Source organism: Streptomyces capparidis, from assembly GCF_054782095.1.
This window is the reverse complement of sequence record NZ_BAAGTD010000051.1, coordinates 37,751-59,127: the sequence shown is the minus strand read 5'-3', so window position 1 is coordinate 59,127 and position 21,377 is coordinate 37,751. Positions and strand designations below refer to the sequence as shown.

The 21,377-nt window shown below is 76.4% G+C and carries 15 protein-coding genes and 2 pseudogenes; 14 read left to right on the top strand and 3 right to left on the bottom strand.

Going from position 1 to position 21,377, the window contains the following annotated elements:
- From ACYVO2_RS30850 to ACYVO2_RS30830, 5 genes and pseudogenes are all read left to right on the top strand, one after another.
- Positions 1-686: pseudogene (locus tag ACYVO2_RS30850) on the top strand (hypothetical protein); the annotation flags it as partial.
- 242 nt (positions 687-928) lie between these two features.
- Positions 929-1,930 carry an SDR family NAD(P)-dependent oxidoreductase gene (locus tag ACYVO2_RS30845; protein ID WP_461011350.1) on the top strand — a complete coding sequence of 334 codons (1,002 nt, stop codon included), beginning with the start codon at positions 929-931 and terminating at the stop codon, positions 1,928-1,930.
- A 157-nt stretch (positions 1,931-2,087) separates the two neighbouring features.
- On the top strand, positions 2,088-2,801 hold the full coding sequence (locus tag ACYVO2_RS30840) for a nucleotidyltransferase family protein (protein WP_461011349.1): 714 nt from the start codon (positions 2,088-2,090) through the stop codon (positions 2,799-2,801).
- A gap of 7 nt (positions 2,802-2,808) precedes the next feature.
- The gene (locus ACYVO2_RS30835) at positions 2,809-3,738 is read left to right on the top strand and encodes an NAD-dependent epimerase/dehydratase family protein (RefSeq protein ID WP_461011348.1); all 930 of its coding nucleotides are present in this window, start codon (positions 2,809-2,811) and stop codon (positions 3,736-3,738) included.
- Positions 3,735-4,436, top strand: a complete 702-nt coding sequence (locus tag ACYVO2_RS30830; RefSeq protein ID WP_461011347.1) for a spherulation-specific family 4 protein — start codon at positions 3,735-3,737, stop codon at positions 4,434-4,436. The genes ACYVO2_RS30835 and ACYVO2_RS30830 overlap by 4 nt, the downstream gene beginning before the upstream one ends.
- A 22-nt stretch (positions 4,437-4,458) precedes the next feature.
- Here ACYVO2_RS30830 and ACYVO2_RS30825 read toward each other — a convergent pair whose 3' ends face one another.
- Entirely contained in the window at positions 4,459-5,544 is a 1,086-nt protein-coding gene (locus ACYVO2_RS30825; RefSeq protein ID WP_461011346.1) for a hypothetical protein, read from the bottom strand.
- Between the two features lie 294 nt (positions 5,545-5,838).
- Between ACYVO2_RS30825 and ACYVO2_RS30820 the strand changes: the two genes are divergently transcribed.
- The gene (locus tag ACYVO2_RS30820) at positions 5,839-7,371 is read left to right on the top strand and encodes a hypothetical protein (protein ID WP_461011345.1); all 1,533 of its coding nucleotides are present in this window, start codon (positions 5,839-5,841) and stop codon (positions 7,369-7,371) included.
- 61 nt (positions 7,372-7,432) lie between these two features.
- Here ACYVO2_RS30820 and ACYVO2_RS30815 read toward each other — a convergent pair whose 3' ends face one another.
- Positions 7,433-8,395 carry a lactonase family protein gene (locus ACYVO2_RS30815; RefSeq protein ID WP_461011344.1) on the bottom strand — a complete coding sequence of 321 codons (963 nt, stop codon included), beginning with the start codon at positions 8,393-8,395 and terminating at the stop codon, positions 7,433-7,435.
- Positions 8,396-9,431: 1,036 nt separating this feature from the next.
- Here ACYVO2_RS30815 and ACYVO2_RS30810 point away from each other — a divergent pair.
- Entirely contained in the window at positions 9,432-10,490 is a 1,059-nt protein-coding gene (locus ACYVO2_RS30810; protein ID WP_461011343.1) for a rod shape-determining protein, read from the top strand.
- A gap of 131 nt (positions 10,491-10,621) precedes the next feature.
- Here ACYVO2_RS30810 and ligD (ACYVO2_RS30805) read toward each other — a convergent pair whose 3' ends face one another.
- Entirely contained in the window at positions 10,622-11,509 is an 888-nt protein-coding gene (gene ligD, locus ACYVO2_RS30805) for a non-homologous end-joining DNA ligase (RefSeq protein ID WP_461011342.1), read from the bottom strand.
- A 521-nt stretch (positions 11,510-12,030) separates the two neighbouring features.
- Between ligD (ACYVO2_RS30805) and ku the strand changes: the two genes are divergently transcribed.
- The 7 genes and pseudogenes from ku (at position 12,031) to ACYVO2_RS30770 (ending at position 21,376) form a co-directional block, all read left to right on the top strand.
- Positions 12,031-13,083: a non-homologous end joining protein Ku gene (gene ku, locus ACYVO2_RS30800; RefSeq protein WP_461011341.1), complete on the top strand. Its 1,053-nt coding sequence runs from the start codon at positions 12,031-12,033 to the stop codon at positions 13,081-13,083.
- Positions 13,084-13,094: 11 nt separating this feature from the next.
- Positions 13,095-14,054 (top strand): non-homologous end-joining DNA ligase, encoded by a 960-nt coding sequence (gene ligD / locus ACYVO2_RS30795; RefSeq protein ID WP_461011340.1) that lies wholly within the window; start codon positions 13,095-13,097, stop codon positions 14,052-14,054.
- Positions 14,055-14,118: 64 nt separating this feature from the next.
- A pseudogene (locus ACYVO2_RS30790) lies at positions 14,119-15,152 on the top strand (PHP domain-containing protein).
- A gap of 201 nt (positions 15,153-15,353) precedes the next feature.
- A complete protein-coding gene (locus ACYVO2_RS30785; protein WP_461011339.1) occupies positions 15,354-16,715 on the top strand; it encodes an NAD(P)/FAD-dependent oxidoreductase in 1,362 nt (453 codons plus the stop codon).
- A 182-nt stretch (positions 16,716-16,897) separates the two neighbouring features.
- Complete coding sequence (locus ACYVO2_RS30780; protein ID WP_461011338.1) at positions 16,898-17,926, top strand: methyltransferase; 1,029 nt, start codon at positions 16,898-16,900, stop codon at positions 17,924-17,926.
- A gap of 191 nt (positions 17,927-18,117) precedes the next feature.
- The gene (locus ACYVO2_RS30775; protein ID WP_461011337.1) at positions 18,118-20,520 is read left to right on the top strand and encodes a phosphoketolase family protein; all 2,403 of its coding nucleotides are present in this window, start codon (positions 18,118-18,120) and stop codon (positions 20,518-20,520) included.
- A 136-nt stretch (positions 20,521-20,656) separates the two neighbouring features.
- Positions 20,657-21,376 carry a GAF and ANTAR domain-containing protein gene (locus ACYVO2_RS30770; protein ID WP_461011336.1) on the top strand — a complete coding sequence of 240 codons (720 nt, stop codon included), beginning with the start codon at positions 20,657-20,659 and terminating at the stop codon, positions 21,374-21,376.
- The last annotated feature ends 1 nt before the right edge of the window (position 21,377 follow it).

Here is a 21,377-nt window from a genome sequence, read left to right as displayed (position 1 = left end):
GGCCGCCGGCCGCCACCGCCGCCGGGGCGGCCCTGGTCGCCGCCGGGGCCGTCGCCCACGAGCTGCGGGCCGCGCCCCCGGCCGGGGGCGGCGGGCCCCGCGTCGCGTCGTCGCTGCCCCACGGGCTGTTCGGGCTGGCCTGCGGCGTGCTCACCCTGCTGATGGGGCTCGGCGACCGGCTGGACCGGCCCGACGCGGCGTTCACCGGCTCCTGCGTGGTGGCGCTCACCCTCGGCATGGGCGCCGCCGAGTGGCAGCTCCACCGGTTCCGCAGCCTGGGCCTGGCCGCGCTGCGCCGCAGCACCACCGCGCGCGCCTTCCGCGCCGCCGTCGGGTGGGCGCTGGCCCGCTGCCTGGCGGCCCACCTCGCCGTGCTGGCGGCGCTCGGGGCGCTCGTCGCCGTCGCCGCCGAGCTGTGGCGACTGGGCGCGCCACCGGGTCCCGGCCGGCTGCTCGCCCTGCTGGCGCTGGGCGCCGCGCTGTGGGCGGCGCTGCTGCTCCAGGCCTTCGGCGCGGCCTGGCCCGCGGCCGGGATCTGCGGCGGGGCGGCCCCGGCCGAGGCCGCCGTGCCCGCGCTGGGCGCCGCCGACCCGGTGGCCGTCCAGGCGGCCGTGGGCGCGCTCGCCGCCGCCGTCCTGCTCGCCGTGGCGCACTGGCGGCTCGGCCGGTCCACGGCACACCGCTGACCGCCCGGCGGACCCACCGCGCGGGACACCGCGCGACCGGGAGCGCCCGCACCACCCGGCACCACCCGGCACCACCGGCACCACCGCACCCCGGCACCACCGCACCGGGCCCCTCCGCGCCGGAGGTGTCACGCGCCACCGCACGCAGGCACCGCCCGGCACCACCGTCCGTCACCGTCCGCCACCGGCCACCCGCCGGACCCGCCGCCGCAGCGCGCCGAACGAAAGGGCCACCCGACGCCATGACCTCCCCCGAACTCGCCGCCGTCACCGGCGCCGAGGGCTTCATCGGCTCCCACCTGGTGGAGGCGCTCGTCGCCTCCGGACACCGGGTGCGCGCCATGGTCCAGTACAACTCCTTCTCGTCCTACGGCTGGCTCGAGGACCTGCCGCGGGAGGTGCTCGGCCACGTCGAGGTGGCGCTCGGCGACGTGCGCGACCCGGGCAGCGTCCAGGACCTGGTCCGGGGCGCCGCCACCGTCTACCACCTGGCCGCGCTCATCGCCATCCCGTACTCCTACCGCGCCCCGCACTCCTACGTGGACACCAACGTCACCGGCACCCTCAACGTCCTCGAGGCCGTGCGCCACCAGGGCGTCGGCCGGCTGGTGCACACCTCCACCAGCGAGACCTACGGCACCGCCCGCACCGTGCCCATCACCGAGGAGCACCCGGTGCACGCCCAGTCCCCGTACGCCGCGTCCAAGGCCGGCGCCGACCGGCTCGCCGAGAGCTACCACGCCAGCTTCGGCACGCCCGTGGTCACCCTGCGCCCGTTCAACACCTTCGGCCCGCGCCAGTCGATGCGCGCGGTCATCCCGTCCGTGATCGGGCAGCTCGCCGCGGGCCGCCGCGAGCTCACCCTCGGCGACCTGCGGCCCACCCGCGACTTCACCTACGTGCGGGACACCGCGGCGGCGTTCCTCGCCGTCGGCACCGCGCCGGAGCGCCAGGTCGTGGGCCGGGTGTTCAACGCCGGGACGGGCACGGAGATCTCCGTCGGCGACCTGGTCGCGCTGATCGCCAAGCTGATGGACGCCGACCCGCGGGTGCGCGAGGACCCGCAGCGGGTGCGGCCCGCCGACTCCGAGGTGATGCGCCTGGTCTGCGACGCCTCCCGGCTGCGCGCCACCACCGGCTGGGCCCCGGCGCACACCCTGGAGGACGGGCTGGCGCACACCGTGGCGTTCTTCCGCGACCCCGCCAACCTGGCCCGCTACAAGACCGGCACCTACAACATCTGACCCGCCGGCACCGGGCCGGACCCGCCCGCCGGCCCGCCCACCGACCCCGCGGAGCCCCGCGCCACCCACCCCGCGCACCACCGCGGACCCACCGACGACTCACCCACGACCCGGGCGGGGCGCACCGCCCCGCCACCCACCGAGGGGGCCCCGAGCCATGCACGCCGTCATACTCGCCGGAGGCAAGGGCGTCCGGCTGCGCCCGTACACCACCACCCTGCCCAAGCCGCTGGTGCCCATCGGGGACCAGCACGCCATCCTCGACATCGTCCTGCGGCAGCTCGCCGCGTCCGGCTTCACCGGCTGCACCCTGGCCATCGGCCACCTCGGCCACATCATCCGCGCCTACGTCGGCGACGGCGCCCAGTGGGGGCTGCGGGTCGGCTACGTGTCCGAGGACAGCCCGCTGGGCACCATGGGCCCGCTGCTGACCATGCTCGACCGGCTGCCCGAGCACTTCCTGGTCATGAACGGCGACGTCCTCACCGACCTCGACTTCGGCGCCGTGCTGCGCCACCACCGCGGCGGCGGCGCCCCGCTGACCATCGCCACCTACCGCCGCCGGGTGCGCATCGACTTCGGGGTGCTGACCACCGACTCCGGGCAGGTCACCGGCTTCACCGAGAAGCCGGACCTGGACTACCGGGTCTCCATGGGCGTGTACGGGGTCTCCCGCGCCGCCCTGACCGGCTACCCGGCCGGGCTGCCGCTCGGGTTCGACGAGGTGGTGCTCGACCTGCTGGCCGCGGGGACGCCGCCGCGGGCCTACGAGTTCGACGGGTACTGGCTCGACATCGGCCGCCCCGACGACTACGACCGGGCCAACGCGGAGTTCACCACCCACCGCGGGCTGCTGCTGAGGGGGGCGTGAGGCGCCGATGCGCGTCCTGGTGCTGGGCGCGGGCGGCTTCCTCGGCTCCCACGCCGCCGCCCGCCTGCGCGAACTGCCGGGCACCGAGGTGCTGACGGGGGGCCGGGCCGCGGGCCGCGCCGACCTCGTCGCCGACCTGGGCACGGCCACCGCGGACGGGCTCGCCGCCGCCCTGCGGGCCCTGGCCCCCGACGCCGTGGTCAACTGCGCGGGCGCCGTCGGCGGCGGGCCGGTGGCCATGGCGGAGGCCAACGCCCGCGGACCCGCCGTGCTGTGCGAGGCCGTGCGCGCGGCGGTGCCCCGCGCCCGGGTGGTCCACCTCGGCTCGGCCGCCGAGTACGGGCCCCCCGACGGCGCGGAGCCGCTCGCCGAGACCGCGCCCGCCCGCCCCGTGACCGTCTACGGCGCGACCAAACTCGCCGGGACGGCCGCCGTCACCGCCTGCGGGCTCGACGCGGTGGTGCTGCGGGTGTTCAACCCCGTCGGGCCCGGCGCGCCCCCCGGCGGGCTGCCGGGGCGGCTGGCCGCCGGGCTGCTCGCCGCGGGCCGGGACGGCGCGGTGCGGGTCGGCGACCTGTCCGCGTACCGCGACTTCGTGGACGTGCGCGACGTGGCCCGGGCGGTGGCCCTCGCCGTCACCGCGACCGCGCCGCCCGCCGTGCTCAACGTGGCGGGCGGGCGGGCCGTCCTGGTGCGGGAGCTGGCCCGGGGGCTGGCCGCGGCGGCCGGGTTCCGCGGGCGGATCGAGGAGGACGGCGGCTGCGCCCTGCCCGCCCGCTCCGCCCCCGTCACCCGCGGCCACGCCGACATCACCGCGGCGGACCGCGCCCTGGGCTGGCGGCCGCGGATCGGGCTGCACCGCTCGCTCGCCGACCTGTGGCACGCGGCGTCCGGCACGGGGCCCGCCGGGCACCCTTCCGCGGGCGGCCGCCGATGAGCCTGCTGGTGCCGCTGTACGTCCACCCGGCCGCGGACCCGGCCGCGTGGCGGGCCGCGGCCGGGGCGGCGCGGCTGCTGCACGGGGTGGTGCTCAACGCCGCCGACGGGCCCGGCGCCGCCCCCGAGCCCGGGTACGCCGCCGCCGCGAAGCTGCTGCGCTCGGCCGGGGTGCGGGTGTACGGGTACGTGGACACCGCCTACGGGCGGCGCCCGGACCGCGAGGTGCTGGCCGACGTGCGGCGGCACCGCGACTGGTACGGCGCCCGGGCCGTCTTCTACGACCAGGCCGCCGCGGACCCGGGCCTGCTGCGCCGCTACCGCCGCCTGGTCCGCGCGGCCCGCGGCTGCGGCATGCGGGCGGTGGCGCTCAACCCGGGCACCCACCCCGACCCCGGGTACGCCGTGCTCGCCGACCTGGTGGTGACCTTCGAGGGGCCCTTCGCCGCCTACCGGACCGCGTCCGTCCCGCGGTGGACCGCCGAGCACCCGCCGGAGCGGTTCTGCCACCTGGTGCACCAGGTGCCCGCCGGGCTCGCCCACCTGGTGGGCCGGCTGGCCGCGGCGCGCGGGGCGCGGGTGCACTGCGCCGTCGGGCTGTCGGGCGCCAACCCCTGGCGGGGGGTGCCCGCCGCGCTGCGCGAGGGACAGCCCCCGCGTGACGGGTGGCCGCCGCGCGGCCCGGCGCCGGGGAGCTGACCCGGTGCCGGGCCGCCGGGCCTCACACCGCGATCCGGCCGCCCACGATCGTGCGGCGCACCGTGCCGTCCGGGCCGAGGGCCACCAGGTCGCCCCTGCGGCCCTGGGCGAGGGCGCCGCGGTCGGTGAGCCGGGCCGCTCGGGCCGGGGCCCCCGTCACCAGGTCCACCGCCTCGGGCAGCGGCAGGTCGGTGCCGAGCACCGCGGGCCACAGCGCCTCCGGGTAGTAGTCGCTGACCAGCAGGTCGAGCGCGGAGGCGGCCAGCGCCTGCGTGGCGCTCAGGCCCCCGTCGGCGGAGCCGCGCAGCAGCAGCCCGGGCGCGCCCATCGCCACCACCATCCCCGCGGGCCCGGCGGCGCGGGCGGCGTGGACCGTCGCCGGGAACGCGGCGATGGCCGCGCCCAGCGTGCCCGCGCGCACCACGGCCTCCGGGGAGTCCGGGTCGTGGCAGGCCAGCGGCACATGGGCGCGCCGCGCCGCCGCGGCCAGCCGCTCCAGCCGCTGCACGACCAGCACGGACTCCTCGTCCTCGGCCGCCAGGCACGGCCCGCCGTCCACACCCGGCCACACCACCCGGGACGGCCTCTTGCGCCGCTCGGCGGTCACCGGGCACTGGGCTGCCACCGACAGCACCGCCACCATCCCGCGCCGCAGCAGGTGCTCCGCCGCCGCCACCACCTCCTCGTCACCCGCCCCGACCCGCAGGTGCACCCGGTGCTGCACGCACGAGTCCGGCAGCGAGCGCAGCTCCTGGCCCAGCGCCTCCACGCTCGCCCGGTCGCGCAGCCCGCACCGCTCTCCCGTCAGGCTCAGCGCGGCGAACGCGGTCGTCACCCCCGCCGCGGCCAGCCGCTGGTCCAGGGCGCGGACGGCCAGCGGCAGCGGCATGCGGACCTCGGGTCGCGGCTCGGCGAGGTGCTCCACCGCGTCCCCGAGCAGGTCCACCGCGCCCGGCACCAGCAGGGAGCGGCTGCCGAGGTCGTGCGCCCCCGACAGCCGGCGCGGCAGCACCGCCTCGATCACTCCCTCGCCGTCCACCACCACCGTGCCGGGGCTCAGCACCCGGCCGGGCACCACCGCCGCGTCCGCCGTCCACATGGTGGTCACATCCTCACCGCCGTCTCCGTCGTCGCAGCTCGCCCGCCCCGTCCTTCGGTGACGCGCCGCCAGCGACCCGTCACACCGGCGACAGCCTAGGGACGCTCCAAGGGGCTCACGCCAGGTTCACCGTCACCACTTCATGCGCCCGGGCGTGCGCCCCCGCGCTCGACTTCCGCCCCGACACGCCCTGTTCACCTCCCCGTGCCTCGCCGTCCCGGGCGGCGGACCACGGTGGCGCGTACCGTGGCCGGCGCTCCTTCGCGCACCACCCGCACACCCGACCGACCCCGGAGGCAAGGCGTGGCCCTTCGCGAAACGACCCCAGCACCAGCGCCCGGAACCACCCCCGGGCCGGCTCCCGCGACGGCGGGCGCCGCCGCCCGCCGCGGACCCGCCCGCGCCGCCGCGGCCGGCCTGGCCGCCGTGCTCGTCACCGCCGCCGCGGTGCTCACCGCCCCCGCCGCCGCGGGCGCGGACACCCCGCGCCGCGCCGACGGCGCCGAGCCCGTCCGGGGCGCGCACCGTTCCGTCACCGTCGAGCGCGGCGGCAAGGACCGGGTGGTGCCGTTGTTCGCCACCCGCACCGGCGAGGCCGTGCTGACGGTCACCTCCCGGGCGCCCGGGGTGTCCTGGCAGACCGCGGGCAGCGAGTCCGCCGTGGTCTCCGCGTTCGTCGACGGCCGGCACGCCACCGACATCGTCATCCCTTCCGACCGCCCGGTGGAGCGCTCCTTCACCCTCGGCCGGCTGACGGCGGGCCCGCACCAACTGCGGCTGCGCTTCGCCGCCGACCGCTCCCCGGCCGGCGCCACCGAGGCGCTGCTGACCGGCCTGCGCGTGCGGGTCCACCCCGGGCGCACCGCACAGGGCCTGGTCCAGCGGCACGCCCCGATCATGTACGGGCGGGACCTGCCCGAGCTCGGCGGCCGGTTCCAGAGCGCCACCACCGACACGCCGCTGCTCGCCTACCACGAGGTGCTGCCCGCCGCCGCGCCCGGCCACAAGGTCCTCCAGTACACGGTGATCTGGAGCAACGAGGACGGCGGCACCAACTCGCCCGCGCTGATGGCCCGCTGGGGCCGCACCACCGACATCGAGTGGGCCTACCGGGTCGAGGTGGACGCCGAGGGCGACCGGGTGCCGGGGACCGCCGTGTACCAGGCGTCGGACCACCGGACGCTGCCGTTCACCGGCACCTACGAGGGCGACCGCCCGCGCCTGGAGACCTGCACCTCCAACAACAACATGTGCGACACCGTGGACAACCCGATGCGGTTCTCCCTCTCCCCGGACCAGACCCTGCCCGCCGGGCAGCCGCGCGAGCACCTGATGGACACCAACCCCTGGACATATCCCGTCATGGCGCAGGAGATGCTGCGCGAGGGCAGGGTCGAGTCCCCGCCGGACCCGGCCACGTTCGAGGTCGGCGACCAGCGCACCTACCTGTACATAGCGATCGCGCACACGGCCTCCCCCGCGGATCAGACGGGCAACATCGGCCTCGCCGTCGGTGTGCGGCTCAAGGGCCGCGACACGCTTTACACCTCCCACCACGGCGTGCCCGCCGGGTCGGTCACCCGGGACGGGACGGCCGCCACCACGGTCGAACTCCCCGTCGGCACCGGCCCGTCCGACATCGCCGAGATCGTCGCGCTGCGCTCGCCGGTCACCGAGACCGGGGCGAGCCTGAGCGTCACCCGCGTCACCCGGGCCTTCTTCCTCGGCGAGGACTACCTGCCGCAGGCGTCGTTCGCCGAGTGGACCGGCGAGCTGGTGCTCACTCCGGCGGTGCCCTCCGCCGTGGTGTGGGCCCCGCGGGCCGCCGCGCCCTGACCCCGCAGCCCGCACCCCGCTCCCGCGCCCCCGCCGGGCCCGCGCCCGGCGGGGGCGCCGCTCAGCCGCCGCGCACCGGCAGCGGCACGGCCACCGCGGTGTACCGGGTGGTGGGCTCCGGCGTGGTGGTGAACCGGGCGTTGGGCAGGTACAGCCGGTCGCCGAAGACGGCCACGGTCGTCGGTATGTCGAAGCGGGGGTCGGTGATGCGGGCCACGGCCTCGCCCCGGGTGCCGGCCCGGTCCAGCCGCAGCACGTCCACCGCGTTCTGCCGCTGCTGGACCACGTACAGGGTGCGGCCGAGCAGCAGCAGGCCGTCCCCGTTCGGCAGGGTCACCGGCCCCAGGTCCACCTGGCGGGCGTGGCCGGTGCGCGGGTCCACGCGGAACAGGCCGCCCGGCTGCACGACCAGCAGCGCGGTGCCGTCGGGGGTGCGCTCGACTCCGTTGGCGTTGTACTCGGCCTGCCGCTGCACCCACTGCCCGCCCAGCGGCAGCCGCACCACCTCGGCGGGCAGTTGCCCGCGGGGGCCGAGCGGCAGGCAGTACAGCACCGGGTTGAACGAGTCGGTGAACCAGGCCGCGTCCGGCGTCAGCACCACGTCGTTGACGAACGACTCCCCGGTGGCGCACCGGTAGGAGGCGAGCACCCGGCCGTCCCGGCCGTCCACCACCCGGGCGTCGCCGCCGCTGCCGCCCGCCACGAACAGCCGCCCCCGGCGGTCGGCCTTCAGCCCGACGGAAGGGGTGCCCGGCCCCTCGCTGATGATCCGCCCCTCGCCCGTGGCCAGGCAGGCGCGGTAGATGGCGCCGCTGCCCAGCGATCCGAACCAGGCGAACGGCGCGCTCCCCGTGGCGATGCCCTCCGGCCGGAAGCCGTCTGGCAGCGCGATGGTGTCCGGAAACCGCTGCCCGGGCCGCCCGGCCGCCGCGGCCGCCGCCGGCGCGGCGACCGGCGCGGTCAGCGCCGCGGTCAGGGCCGTTCCCGCGGCCAGCAGCCGACGCCGTGTGATGTGCCTCGTCATCCCAGTCGCCCCCGATGGTGAGTTCTCGTCACAACGGCACCAAGCACAGCAGAGCCCAGGGGAGAGGGCAACGGTCTGTGGATAACTCGGCGGCGCACGGTGACCGATTCGCCCGCTCGGACGGACGGCGGCGCACGGCGGCGGGGCGGCGGTGGACGGCGCGGTCCCGCGGCGTCCCCGGCGGAGGAGCGGGGGAGGAGCGGATTCGGCCGGGCGCACCCGCCCGGGTGGGAAATCCACGGGGAATGGGGAGCGCGCCCGGGGAAGGCGCCGCGCGCCGCGGACCGCGCCCGGCGGGCGGGCGGCGGAATCGATCTCCGAGGGGCGCGCGGCCGGTCGAGCCGCGTCCGCCAGGAGTGGGCGCGGCCGACGCGGGTGAATGCGGCCCGGGGTGTGCCGGTGGGGCGGCGGACGAGGAAGAGGGCGCGCCGCGGCCGGGCGGTGAAAACCACGGCCGCGCCGCCGGTCGCGGAAAAGCGGCGGCGATCCCGGTGCGTCCGAGCCCCCGGGGGGAATTGCGCCGGAAGCCATCCCGGCTGTACACCCGGAGCCGCGACGGCAATTGACGGCAAATCAGTGCGGTGGCATGCCCGGAGGACCCGCGGGCGAGCCGTCCACCTGCCCGGATCCCGGGCCCGGGGGACGGCGCGAGGGCGCGGGAACCGCGCGGACGACGGCGGATCGGCGCCGCCGCGGGAAGCCTGTCTCCGCGAATCCGCGCCGCGGCGGAAAGGTCGCCCCCGGGCGCCGGGGCCGGGCCGCGGGAAACCCGGCCGGGACCGCGGACACACCGCTCCCCGCATTCCGCCCCGGCCACCTAAGGCATGAATCCCCGTCAAAAAGTTGACGAACACCCGTCCATGAGCTGTCTCCGCACCCCACCCCACGTCGCGTTTCCCGACGACTTCCCCGTGACGGACGCCCGGTGCGGACCGTTTGGCTGGGCCAAGGGATAGCAGCAATTGTGCACAATAAGGCGAGATAAGGACCTAGAACCCCACGGTGGGGCGAACGCGGAAGGTTTCCCTCAACTCCCATGGCACCCAACAGCGTGGCCAACGGCCACGACCTCGGCATGGACCTCGGCACCGCGAACACCGTGGTCCACCTCAGCGGCCGGGGCATCGTCCTCAACGAGCCGTCCGTCGTCGCCGTGCACCACGGCACGGGCGGCGTGCTCGCGGTCGGTGCCGAGGCCAAACGGATGGTCGGCCGCACCCCCGGCCACATCGTCGCCTCGCGCCCCCTGCGGGACGGGGTGATCGCGGACTACGAGGTGGCCGAGCGCATGATGCGGTACTTCGTCGGAAAGGCCCGTGCCAGCCGCCTGTTCCGGCCGCGGGTCGTCGTCTGCGTGCCCATGGGCGCGACCGGGGTCGAGCGGCGCGCCGTCATCGAGGCCACCCGCGAGGCCGGGGCCCGCTCCGTGCACCTGATCGAGGAGCCGCTCGCCGCGGCCATCGGCGCGGGGCTGCCCGTGCACGAGGCAGCGGGCAGCATGGTCGTGGACATCGGCGGCGGCACCACGGACGTGGCGGTGATCTCCCTCGGCGGCATCGTCGTCGCCGAGTCGGTGCGGGTGGCGGGCGACAAGCTCGACGAGGCCATCGCGCAGGCGGTGCGCAGGGACCACGGGCTGCTGGTGGGGGAGCGCTCCGCCGAGGGGGTGAAGCTGGCGGTCGGCTCGGTGCGCGCCTACGAGACCGATGACTGGGACGGGCCGCTCGTGGACGTCCCCAGGAGCGTGCCGGTGCGCGGCCGCGATCAGGCCAGCGGACTGCCCAGGACGGTGGAGGTCAAGGCACTGGAGATCCAGGAGGCCATCGAGGACCTGATCGGCTCGATCATCCAGACGGTGAAGAAGGCCCTGGACCGGTGCCCGCCCGAGCTCGCCGGCGACCTGATGGAGCGCGGCATCGTCCTCACCGGCGGCGGCGCGCTGCTGCGCGGCCTGGATCGCAGGCTGAGCCAGGAGACCGGAATGCCGGTGCTGATCGCGGCGCAGCCGCTGCTGTGCGTGGCGCTCGGCTCGGGGATGTGCCTGAACGACATCGCGTCGATGGACCGGGCGGACACACGGGCGCGGACGTACTGAAGCCCCGCGCCACCCGCGCCCCCGCACGGCCCGGCGCCACCCGCACCGGCGCACCGGCGCCCGCCACCGGGCGCCCGCACACCCCCGCGCCCACACGTCCCACCCCGCACGCCCCCGTCACCGCCCGCCCGTCACCGCGCCACCGCCCGCTCCGGGTCCAGCAGGCCCGCCAGCAGGTCGCCGTGCCGCTCCGCCCTGGCCACCACCTGCTCCGGGGTGAACACCAGTTGCTCCGGGCGCGTGCACGAGGCGACCTCGTCCCAGCCGACCGGCGCGGACACGGCGGGCTCGGGGCGGGCCCGCAGCGTGTACGGGGCGGCGGTGGTCTTCGCCGAGGCGTTCTGGCTCCAGTCCACGAACACCTTGCCGGGCCGCAGCGCCTTCGCCATCCGGTGCACCACCAGATCCGGGTGCGCGGCCTCCAGGCGCCGGGCCAGATCCCTGGCGCGGTCCACCGCCGGAGCCGCGGGCCAGGCGTCCAGCGGGGCGTACAGGTGCAGCCCCTTGGCGCCGCTGGTCTTCGCCCACACCTCGATGCCCTCCTCGGCCAGCTCCTCCCGCAGCAGCAGGGCGACGCGGCAGCACTCCACCATCCCCACGCCGGGCCCCGGGTCGAGGTCCACCACCAGGCGGTCGTGCGTGTCCGGGTCGCCGTCGCACCACTGCGGCACGTGGATCTCCAGCGCCGCGAGGTTCGCCATCGCCATCAGCGACGGCAGGTCGTCCACCGAGACGTGCCGCCGCGGCCCCTCGCTCGCGGGCACCTCCACCGTGGGCACCCACGACGGCACCCCCTGCGGCGGCTGCTTGGTGTAGAACCGCTCGCCGTCCACCCCGTCGGGGAACCGCAGGAAGGACGCGGCCCGGTGCCGCACGTGCGGCAGCATCACCGGCGCGATCCGCGCGTAGTAGTGCAGCGCCTCCGCCTTGGTCGTGCCGGTGGCGGGCCACAGCACCTTGTCCAGGTTCGTCAGGACCAGGCGGCGGCCGTCCACGGTCGTCACGGTGCGTTGCGGCATGGGCCGTGGGTCCCCGGAAAGGTGCTGAATTATGCGGAATGCGGTGAAAACGGTTGATCGTGGGAGGCGGCCGGGGGAACGGCTCCGCCGACGAGGCGCCCCACCCCGGCGCCGGACCGCACGCGCTCCCCGCCGCCGCACCCGGCCGACGCCCGGCCGCACCCACCCGCCACCGGACTGCCCCCGCCCCCGCCCTCTCCCTCCCACCCTCTGGCCGAAAGGGTGACCGGCGCACGCCGACGTACGCCGGGCGTACGCTGAACGGGTGACGCGAGGTGGGGGCGCGGGACGGCGCGGGAACACGTCCCAGGGGCCCCACGGGCCCTCGGGGGCGCACACCGCGCCTCGATGAGCGAACGGGGCCTGCCAGAGCCGTCCGGGCCTCCCACCGCACCACCGGGTGCGCGGGGAGCGCGGCCCCCACCCGCGCGCGCCGCGGGGCGGGAGCGTGGACGACACCTTCGAGTGGGGCGCGGGACGGTCCCGGAGGACCGGCCCCGGCCCCGGAGGGCGGTCCGCCGATGCGCAGCATATGGAAGGGAACGATCTCCTTCGGCCTGGTCAGCGTCCCGGTCCAGCTCTTCTCCGCGACCCAGGAGCACCGGGTTCCCCTGCACCAGGTGCACGCCAGGGACGGGGCGCGGGTGCGGATGCGGCGGTTCTGCGAGGAGGAGGGCGAGGAGGTCCCCTACGAGGAGGTCGCCAAGGGCTACCAGTCCCCGGACGGGCGGACCGTGGTGCTCTCCGACGAGGACCTGGCCGAGCTGCCGCTGCCCAGCAAGCGGATGATCGACGTGCTGGCGTTCGTCGACGCCGACGCCATCGACCCCGTCATGCTGTCCACCAGCTACTACGTCGGCACCGCCGACCGCGCGGGCCTCAAGCCGTACGTGCTGCTGCGCGAGGCGCTGCGGGAGGCCGGGCAGCTCGCCGTCACCAAGGTCACCCTGCGCACCCGCGAGTCCCTCGCCGTGCTGCGGGCCCGCGACGACGTGCTGGTGCTCCAGACCATGCTGTGGCCCGACGAGGTGCGGCCCGCCACCGACGCCCTCCCGGACGAGGACGCCGGGGTGCGGCCGCAGGAGCTGAGGATGGCCCGCTCGCTGATGGACACCCTCAGCGAGGGCTTCGACATCGGCGAGCTGCGGGACGAGTACGAGAACGCGCTGCGCCGGGTGGTGGAGGCCCGCCTCCAGGGCGCGGAGCCGCCGCGCGAGGAGGAGGCGCGGCGCGGCGAGGAGAACGTCATCGACCTGATGTCCGCGCTGCGGGGCAGCGTCAAGGCCGCCCGGGAGGGCCGGGCCGGAAGGGCAGCGGCCGGCGGGGAGCCCGCGCCGGAGGAGGAGTCCGCCGCCGGGGGCGGAGGCGGCGGGGCCCGCGCGGGAGCCGGGCGCAGGACGGCGGGGAAGACCGCGGAGAAGGCCCCCGCCAAGGGCCGGAAGACGGCAGCCGCCAAGACCACCTCCGCCAAGACCACCTCCGCCAAGGGCGGCGCGTCGAAGTCCGCGGCGGGCCGCGGCGGCACCGCGGAGAAGCCCGCGAAGAAGACCGCCTCGCGCCGCAAGGCGTCCTGACGGGGTCCGCCGTGCCCGCCCGCGCCGCCCCCGTGGAGCCGCCCGTCCTGGCCCCGATGCTGGCCAGCACCGGCACGGCCCTGCCCAGGGACCAGGCCGCATGGGCGTTCGAGGTCAAGTGGGACGGCATGCGGGTGCTGGCGTACCTGCCGGGCGACGGGCGGCTGCGCCTGGTGTCCCGGCGCGGCACCGACGTCACCGCCCGCTACCCGGAGCTGGCCGGCCTGCCCCGCCTGCTGCCCGGCACCGGCGCCGTCCTGGACGGGGAGATCGTCGCCTTCGACGAGCGGGGCCGCCCCAGCTTCGCCCGCCTCCAGGAGCGCATGCCGCTGGAGAGCCCGGCGGCGATCCGGGCGGGCGCGCGCACCACCCCGGTGGCGCTGATGCTCTTCGACGTGCTGTGGGCCGGCGGTGAGCTCCTGACCGGCCTGCCGTACACCGCCCGGCAACTGCGGCTCGCCGCCCTGGAGCTGGAGGCGGAGCGGGTGAGCGTGCCACCCGCGTGGGAGGGCGAGGGGGAGACCGCGGCCCGGTGGACGGCCGAGATGGGGCTGGAGGGCGTCATGGCCAAGCGCCTGGCGTCCCCCTACCGCCCCGGCGCGCGCTCCCGCGACTGGGTGAAGATCAAGCACGGGCTCACCGCGGACGTGCGCGTCGGCGGCTGGGTCCCGGCCGGGCCGCGCGGCGCCGGGCTGAAGTCGGTGCTGGTCGGCGTGGACGAGCCGGGCGGCCTGCGGTACTGCGGCGCGGTGGGCTCCGGCTTCACCGTGGAGGGGCGCCGCCTGCTGGCCGAGACGCTGCGGGGCCTGGCCGCGCCCGGGCCGCCGTTCACCAACGCCCGGCAGGCCGGGGACCGGCCCGGGCCGCTGCGCTGGGCGCGTCCGGTGCTGGCCGCCGAGGTGGCGTTCACCGGCTGGACGGCGCAGGGACTGCTGCGGCAGCCGGTGTGGCGGGGGCTGCGGGAGGACTGAGGCACGGGCACGGCACGACGGGGCACACCGACGGGGGCACGACGCAGGCGAATGAGGAGCCGCGATGGACGACACCGACCCGGTGCGGGCGCTGGAGCGGATCGCGTTCCTGCTGGAGCGGGAGCAGGCCCCCACCTACCGGGTGCGGGCGTTCCGCGGGGCGGCGGCCGCCGTGGCCCGCCTGGACCGCGGCGAGCTGCTGCGCCGGCACCGCGCCCGCACCCTGACCGAGCTCGCCGGAGTGGGCCCGAAGACGGCGCAGGTCGTCCAGGAGTGCCTGGACGGCGAGGTCCCCGGTTACCTGACCGCCCTGGAGGAGCGGGCCCCGCGCGAGGACGCGGACCGGCCCGGCGCCGCCCTGCGCGCGGCGCTGCGCGGCGACTGCCACACCCACTCCGACTGGTCCGACGGCGGCGCCCCCATCGAGGTGATGGCGCACGCCGCCCGGGAGCTCGGGCACGAGTGGGCGGTGCTCACCGACCACTCGCCGCGGCTGACCGTCGCCCGCGGCCTGTCCCCGCAGCGGCTGCGCGCCCAACTGGAGCGGGTCGCCGAGGTCAACGCGGTCCTGGCGCCGTTCCGGCTGCTCACCGGCATCGAGTGCGACATCCTCGAGGACGGCGGCCTGGACCAGGAGCGGGAACTGCTGGACCGGCTCGACATCGTGGTCGCCTCGGTGCACTCCAAGCTGCGGATGGAGCCGCGGGCCATGACCCGGCGGATGGTCGCCGCCGTCCGCGACCCCCGAGTGGACGTGCTCGGCCACTGCACCGGGCGGCTGCTGACGGGGCGGGGCCGGCCCCAGTCGCAGTTCGACGCCGCCGAGGTCTTCGCGGCCTGCGCAGAGACGGGCACCGCCGTGGAGATCAACTGCCGCCCCGAGCGCTCCGACCCCCCGCGCCGCCTGATCCGCCTGGCCCTGGCCGCGGGCGCGGACTTCGCCGTCGACACCGACGCGCACGCCCCCGGGCAACTGGACTGGCAGTCCTCGGCTGCGCCCGCGCCGAGGAGTGCGGGGTGCCGCCGGAGCGGGTGGTCAACACCCGGCCCGCGGCGGAGCTGCTGGCGTGGAGCGCCGGGCGGCGCGAACGCGGGTGAACGGCGCCCACCCGGCCGCCCACCCGGCCGCCCTCCCCGCCGCCGCGCGGCCCTCCCGGGCGGAGCAGCCCGGCGGGCCGTGCCGGGTCCGCCCGCCGATACTGAACGTGTTGGACGGGGGCGGGCCGGGCAGAAGACGCCGCAGACGAGGCGGTCGGCCCGCGGCCGGCCCGCAGTCCACAGCACAGTGAGGGATGGCTCATGCAACGGTCCCGAATCCTCGTGGTAGGCGGCGGCTTCGCCGGCGTGGCGTGCGCCCGCCGCCTGGAGCGCAGGCTGAACCCGGAACAGGCCGAGATCAGCCTCGTCACGCCGTACAACTATCAGTTGTATCTGCCGCTGCTGCCGCACGTGTCGTCCGGGCTGGTCACCCCGCAGTCCGTGGCCGTTTCGCTGCGCCGGGTGCTGCGCTGGACGCAGATCGTCCCCGGCGGCGCGATCGGCGTGGACACCAAGGCGAAGATCTGCGTGGTCCGCAAGACCACGGGCGAGACCGCCGACCTGCCCTACGACCGGATCGTGCTGGCGCCGGGCAGCGTGACCCGCACCTTCGACATCCCCGGCCTCGAGGAGTACGCGCGGGGCATGAAGACGCTGGCGGAGGCCGCGTACGTGCGCGACCACGTCATCTCCCAGCTCGACCTGGCGTCGGCCACCCTCGACGAGGAGGAGCGCGCCTCCAGGCTCCAGTTCATCGTGGTGGGCGGCGGCTACGCGGGCACGGAGACGGCGGCCTGCCTGCAACGGCTGACCACCAACGCCTGCTGCAAGCGCTACCCGAGGCTCGACCCGAAGCTGATCAAGTGGCACATCGTGGACATCGCCCCCCGGCTGATGCCCGAGCTGGGGGAGCGGCTGGGCGAGAAGGCCCTGGAGATCATGAAACGCCGCGGGGTCGAGGTCTCCCTGGGCGTGTCGGTGTCCGAGGTCGGCCGCGACTTCGTGCGCCTCACCGACGACCGGGTCCTGCCGTGCCGCACCCTGATCTGGACGGCGGGCGTCGCCGCCAGCCCGCTGGTGGGCACCCTCGGCGCCGAGACCGTCAAGGGCCGGCTGGTCGTCACCCCCGAGCTGACCGTCCCGAACACCGACGGCGTGTTCGCGCTCGGGGACGCCGCGGCCGTCCCCGACCTGGTCAAGGGCGGCGGCGCGGTCTGCCCGCCCACCGCGCAGCACGCCCACCGGCAGGGGAAGGTCGCCGCCGACAACGTCGTCGCCTCGCTGCACGGCGAGACGCTGACCCCGTACCGGCACAAGGACCTCGGCCTGGTGGTGGACCTCGGCGGGGCCGACGCCGTCTCCAAGCCGCTCGGCGTGGAGCTCACCGGCGTCCCGGCGCAGGCCGTCGCCCGCGGCTACCACTGGATGGCGCTGCGCACCGGCGCCGCCAAGTTCCGCACCGCCGCGAACTGGCTGCTCAACTCGGTGGCCGGCGACGACTTCGTCCGGATGGGCTTCCTGGCCCGCACCCCGGCGCGGCTGCGCGACTTCGAGTACACGGACGCCTACATGACCCCGGAGCAGGTGCGCAAGCACACCGAGTCCCTGGTGGTCCGCGCCTGACCGCCCGCCCCCCGGTCACGCTCCCCCTTCCCCCCGCCCGGCCGGCCCCGGGGAAGGGGGAGTTCGCCGTCCGGCCGGAATCCGACCCCCGTCCCCACGGCCGCCCGGGGCTCGACCACGCCGCGAGAGGCCGGACGCTCCAATCGGTCCATCACACCGGCGAGACCGACGGGAGACCGAGGGTGGCACAGACGGACGACGGCACCGGGGAGCGGACACGGGACACGGGACCCGCGCGGATCAAGGACATGGGGCTGGCCTTCCGCACGGCCCGCGTGCTGCTCAGCGCGGTCGAACTCGGCGTGTTCACGGCGCTCTCCCAGGGCCCGCTGCACCTGGACGAGCTGCGCGGCCGGCTCGGGCTGCACGAGCGCGGCGCCCGGGACTTCCTGGACACCCTCGTCGCCCTCGGCCTGCTGGAGCGCGACGCGTCCGGGTACGCCAACACCCCCGAGACCGCCCGCTACCTCGATCGCGGCCGGCCCGACTACCAGGGCGGCCTGCTGGAGCTCGCCGGGACCCAGGCGTACCCGGTGTGGGGCCACCTCACCGAGGCCCTGCGCAGCGGCAGACCGCAGGCCGACCAGGGCCTGTACGAGGAGCTGCTCGCCGACCCCGGCCGGCTGCGCACCTTCCTGCGCGGCATGACCGGCCTGTCCACCCCGTCCGCCCGGGCGCTGGCCGAGCGCCTGCCCTGGTCGCGGTACCGCACGGTCGCCGACATCGGCCCGGCCCAGGGCGCCCTGCTGACCGAGCTCGCGCTGCGGCACGGCCACCTGACCGGCTACGGGTTCGACCTGCCCGGGGTGCGGCCGGTCTTCGAGGAGTACGTCGCCGAGCACGGCGTCGCCGACCGGGTGACCTTCGTGCCCGGGGACTTCTTCGAGGACCCGCTGCCCGGCGCCGACGTGATCGTGCTCGGGCACGTGCTGCACAACTGGGACCTGCCCGCCAAGCGGATGCTGCTGGAGAAGGCGTACCGGGCGCTGCCCGAGTCCGGCCTGCTCGTGGTGTACGAGACCCTGATCGACGACGACCGCAGGGCCAACGCCTTCGGGCTGCTCGGCAGCCTCAACATGCTCCTGCGCACCGAGGGCGGCTTCGACTTCACCGGCGCCGACTGCCGGGGCTGGATGGCCGAGGCGGGCTTCCGCGACAGCCGGGTGGAGCACCTGGCGGGGCCGGACCACATGGTGCTCGCCCACAAGTAGCCGACCCGCGCCCCGAGCCCCCGCCGCCCCGCCCGTCCCCCGTCCCCCGCCCCCGGACCCCCGCCTGCCCGCCGCCCCCGCCCGGGTGTGCCCGCACCGCTCGCGGGTACCCGCCCCACAGTCCCGCGGGGGTGCGGGCGACGGGTCCGTGGCCCCTGGCCGCGAGCGGAAGCGGAAGGCGAGGAGCGAACGTGGTCACCGACCACCACCCGACCGGCAGCACGCCCACCGACCTCAACGACGACGAGCTCGCCGCCCTCGACGCGTACTGGAGGGCGGCGAACTACCTGGCGGTGGGCCAGATCCACCTGATGGACAACCCCCTGCTCACCGAGCCCCTGCGCCCTGAGCACATCAAGCCCAGACTGCTCGGCCACTGGGGCACCACGCCCGGCCTGAACTTCGTCTACGCCCACCTCAACCGGGCCGTCAGGAACCGCGGCCTGGACATGATCCACGTCACCGGGCCCGGCCACGGCGGCCCCGCCGCGCTCGCCTGCTGCTGGCTGGACGGCGCGTACTCCGAGGTGTACCCGGACGTGCCCCGGGACGGCGAGGGCATGCGACGGCTGTTCCGGCAGTTCTCCTTCCCCGGCGGCGTGCCCAGCCATGTGGCGCCGGAGATCCCCGGCTCCATCCACGAGGGCGGTGAGCTCGGCTACGCGCTCGCCCACGCCTACGGGGCGGCGTTCGACAACCCCGGCCTCACCGTCGCCGCGATCGTCGGCGACGGCGAGGCCGAGACCGGGCCGCTGGCCACCGGCTGGCACTCGAACAAGTTCCTCGACCCGGTCCACGACGGCGCGGTGCTGCCGATCCTGCACCTGAACGGCTACAAGATCGCCAACCCGACGGTGCTCGCCCGCATCCCCGAGGAGGAGCTGGACCAGCTCCTGCGCGGCTACGGCTACGACCCGGTCCACGTCCGCGCCGAGTCCCCCGGCACGGGCGGCACCGCGGCCGTCCACCGCGCCTTCGCCTCCGCCCTGGACGACTGCCTGGACCGCATCGCCGGGCACCAGCGGGCCGCCCGCGAGCACGGCCTGCGCGAGCGCCCCCGCTGGCCGGTGATCGTGCTGCGCACCCCCAAGGGCTGGACCGGCCCCCGCGAGGTCGGCGGGGTGCCCGTGGAGGGCACCTGGCGCAGCCACCAGATCCCGCTGTCCGGGGTGCGCGACGACCCCGAGCAACTGCGGCGCCTGGAGGAGTGGATGCGCTCCTACCGGCCCGAGGAGCTGTTCGACGAGGCGGGCCGCCCCCGCCCCGCGCCGCTGCGCAACGTCCCCGAGGGCGAGCGCAGGCTCGGCGCCAACCCGCACGCCAACGGCGGGCGCCTCACCCGCGGCCTGCCGCTGCCCGACATCCGCGACCACGCCGTGGAGGTCGCCAAGCCCGGCGCGGGCAGCCACGCGCCCACCGCGGTCCTCGGCGAGTGGCTGCGCGAGCTGATGCACCGCACCGCGGACCGCCGCGACTTCCGCCTGTTCGGCCCGGACGAGACCGCCTCCAACCGCCTGGAGGCCGTCTACGAGGCCACCGGCAAGAACTGGCAGGAGCGCTTCGAGGACACCGACGAGAACCTCGCCCGCGACGGCCGGGTGGTGGAGATGCTCTCGGAGCACAACTGCCAGGGCTGGCTCGAGGGCTACCTGCTCACCGGGCGGCACGGCCTGTTCTCCAGCTACGAGGCGTTCGTCCACATCGTGACGTCCATGACCAACCAGCACGCCAAGTGGCTGAAGGTCGCCCGCGAGCTGCCGTGGCGGATGCCCCTGCCGTCCCTGAACTACCTGCTGACCTCCCACGTGTGGCGGCAGGACCACAACGGCTTCTCCCACCAGGACCCCGGCTTCATCGACCACGTGGTCAACAAGAGCCCGCACACCATCCGGGTGTGGCTGCCGCCGGACGCCAACAGCCTGCTCGCCGTCGCCGCCAGGGCCCTGGCCACCCGGGACCGGATCAACGTCATGATCGCGGGCAAGCACCCCTCGTTCGACTGGCTGGGCATCGACGACGCGGTCGCCCACGTGGAGCGCGGGGTCGGCGTGTGGGACTGGGCGGGCACCGACGACGGGCGCGACCCCGACGTGGTGCTCGCCGCCGCGGGGGACGTGCCCACCCAGGAGGTGCTGGCCGCCGCCTCGCTGCTGCGCGAGCACCTGCCGGACCTCGCGGTGCGGGTCGTCAACGTCGTGGACCTGATGCGCCTGACCCCGCCCGAGCTGCACCCCCACGGCCTGCCCGACCCGGCCTACGACGCGATCTTCACCGCGGACCGGCCGGTGGTGTTCGCCTACCACGGCTACCCGTGGCTCATCCACCGCCTGGCCTACCGCCGCCACGGCCACGCCGACCTGCACGTGCGCGGCTACACCGAGCAGGGCACCACCACGACCCCGTTCGACATGGTGGTGCGCAACGGCATGGACCGGTACCAACTGGTCATCGACGTGATCGACCGGGTGCCGGGGCTCGCGCGGCGGGCGATCGGGGTGCGCCAGCGCATGGCCGACACGCGCACCCGGCACCGCGCGTACATCCGCGAGCACGGCGAGGACCTGCCCGAGGTGCGGGACTGGACCTGGACCTGAGGACCGGACCCGGGGAGCGGTGCCGAAGGCTCTTGTCCCCGGGTCGCGGCGCCCTCCACACTGCGGTGGTGGGCGCCGCCCGCCGTCGGCCGGGCGGCGGGGGCGCGCGCCCCGCGTGGCGAGGGCGGTGGCTGTCGTGGAGAAGTCCGGTCTCGAACTGGCCAGGACGCTGGCGGCGATCGCCAAGGACCTCCAGGCGTCCGCGTCCCGGGGCTGGGAGGCCACCTTGCAGGGCATCGTGGACGCCGCGCTGGTCGCGGTGGAGGGCAGCGACGGCGCCGGGATCATGCTGCTGGGCCGCAGGGGGGTGCTGCGCAGCCCCGCGCACACCGGGGACCCGTCGCTCGCCTGCGACCGGATCCAGGTCGATCTCGGCGAGGGGCCGTGCGTCGAGGCGATGTGGGAGTCCCCGGTCGTCCGGATCGACGACATGGCCCGCGAGGAGCGCTGGCCGCGGTTCGCCCGGCGGGCCGCCGCGGCCGGGGTGCAGTCCATGCTGGCCTGCCGGCTGTCCACGCAGGCCGACCTGCTCGGCTCGCTCAACCTGCACGCCCGCCGCGCCAAGGCGTTCGACGACGACTCGGCGGGGATGGCGGAGGTGTTCGCGGCGCACGCCTCCATCGCGCTGGCCGACGCCCACCTGGCGGGCACCCTCCAGGCGGCGGTCGGCTCCCGGCAGGTGATCGGCGAGGCCACCGGCATCCTCATGGAGCGCTACCGGCTCACCTCACGGCAGGCGTTCACCATGCTGGTCGCGGCCTCGCAGCGGATGAACGTCAAGCTCCGCCTGGTCGCCGAGGACGTGGTGCGAACCGGCCGCGACCCCGGTGAGGGGCCGCGGCCGGGAAGGGACTAGC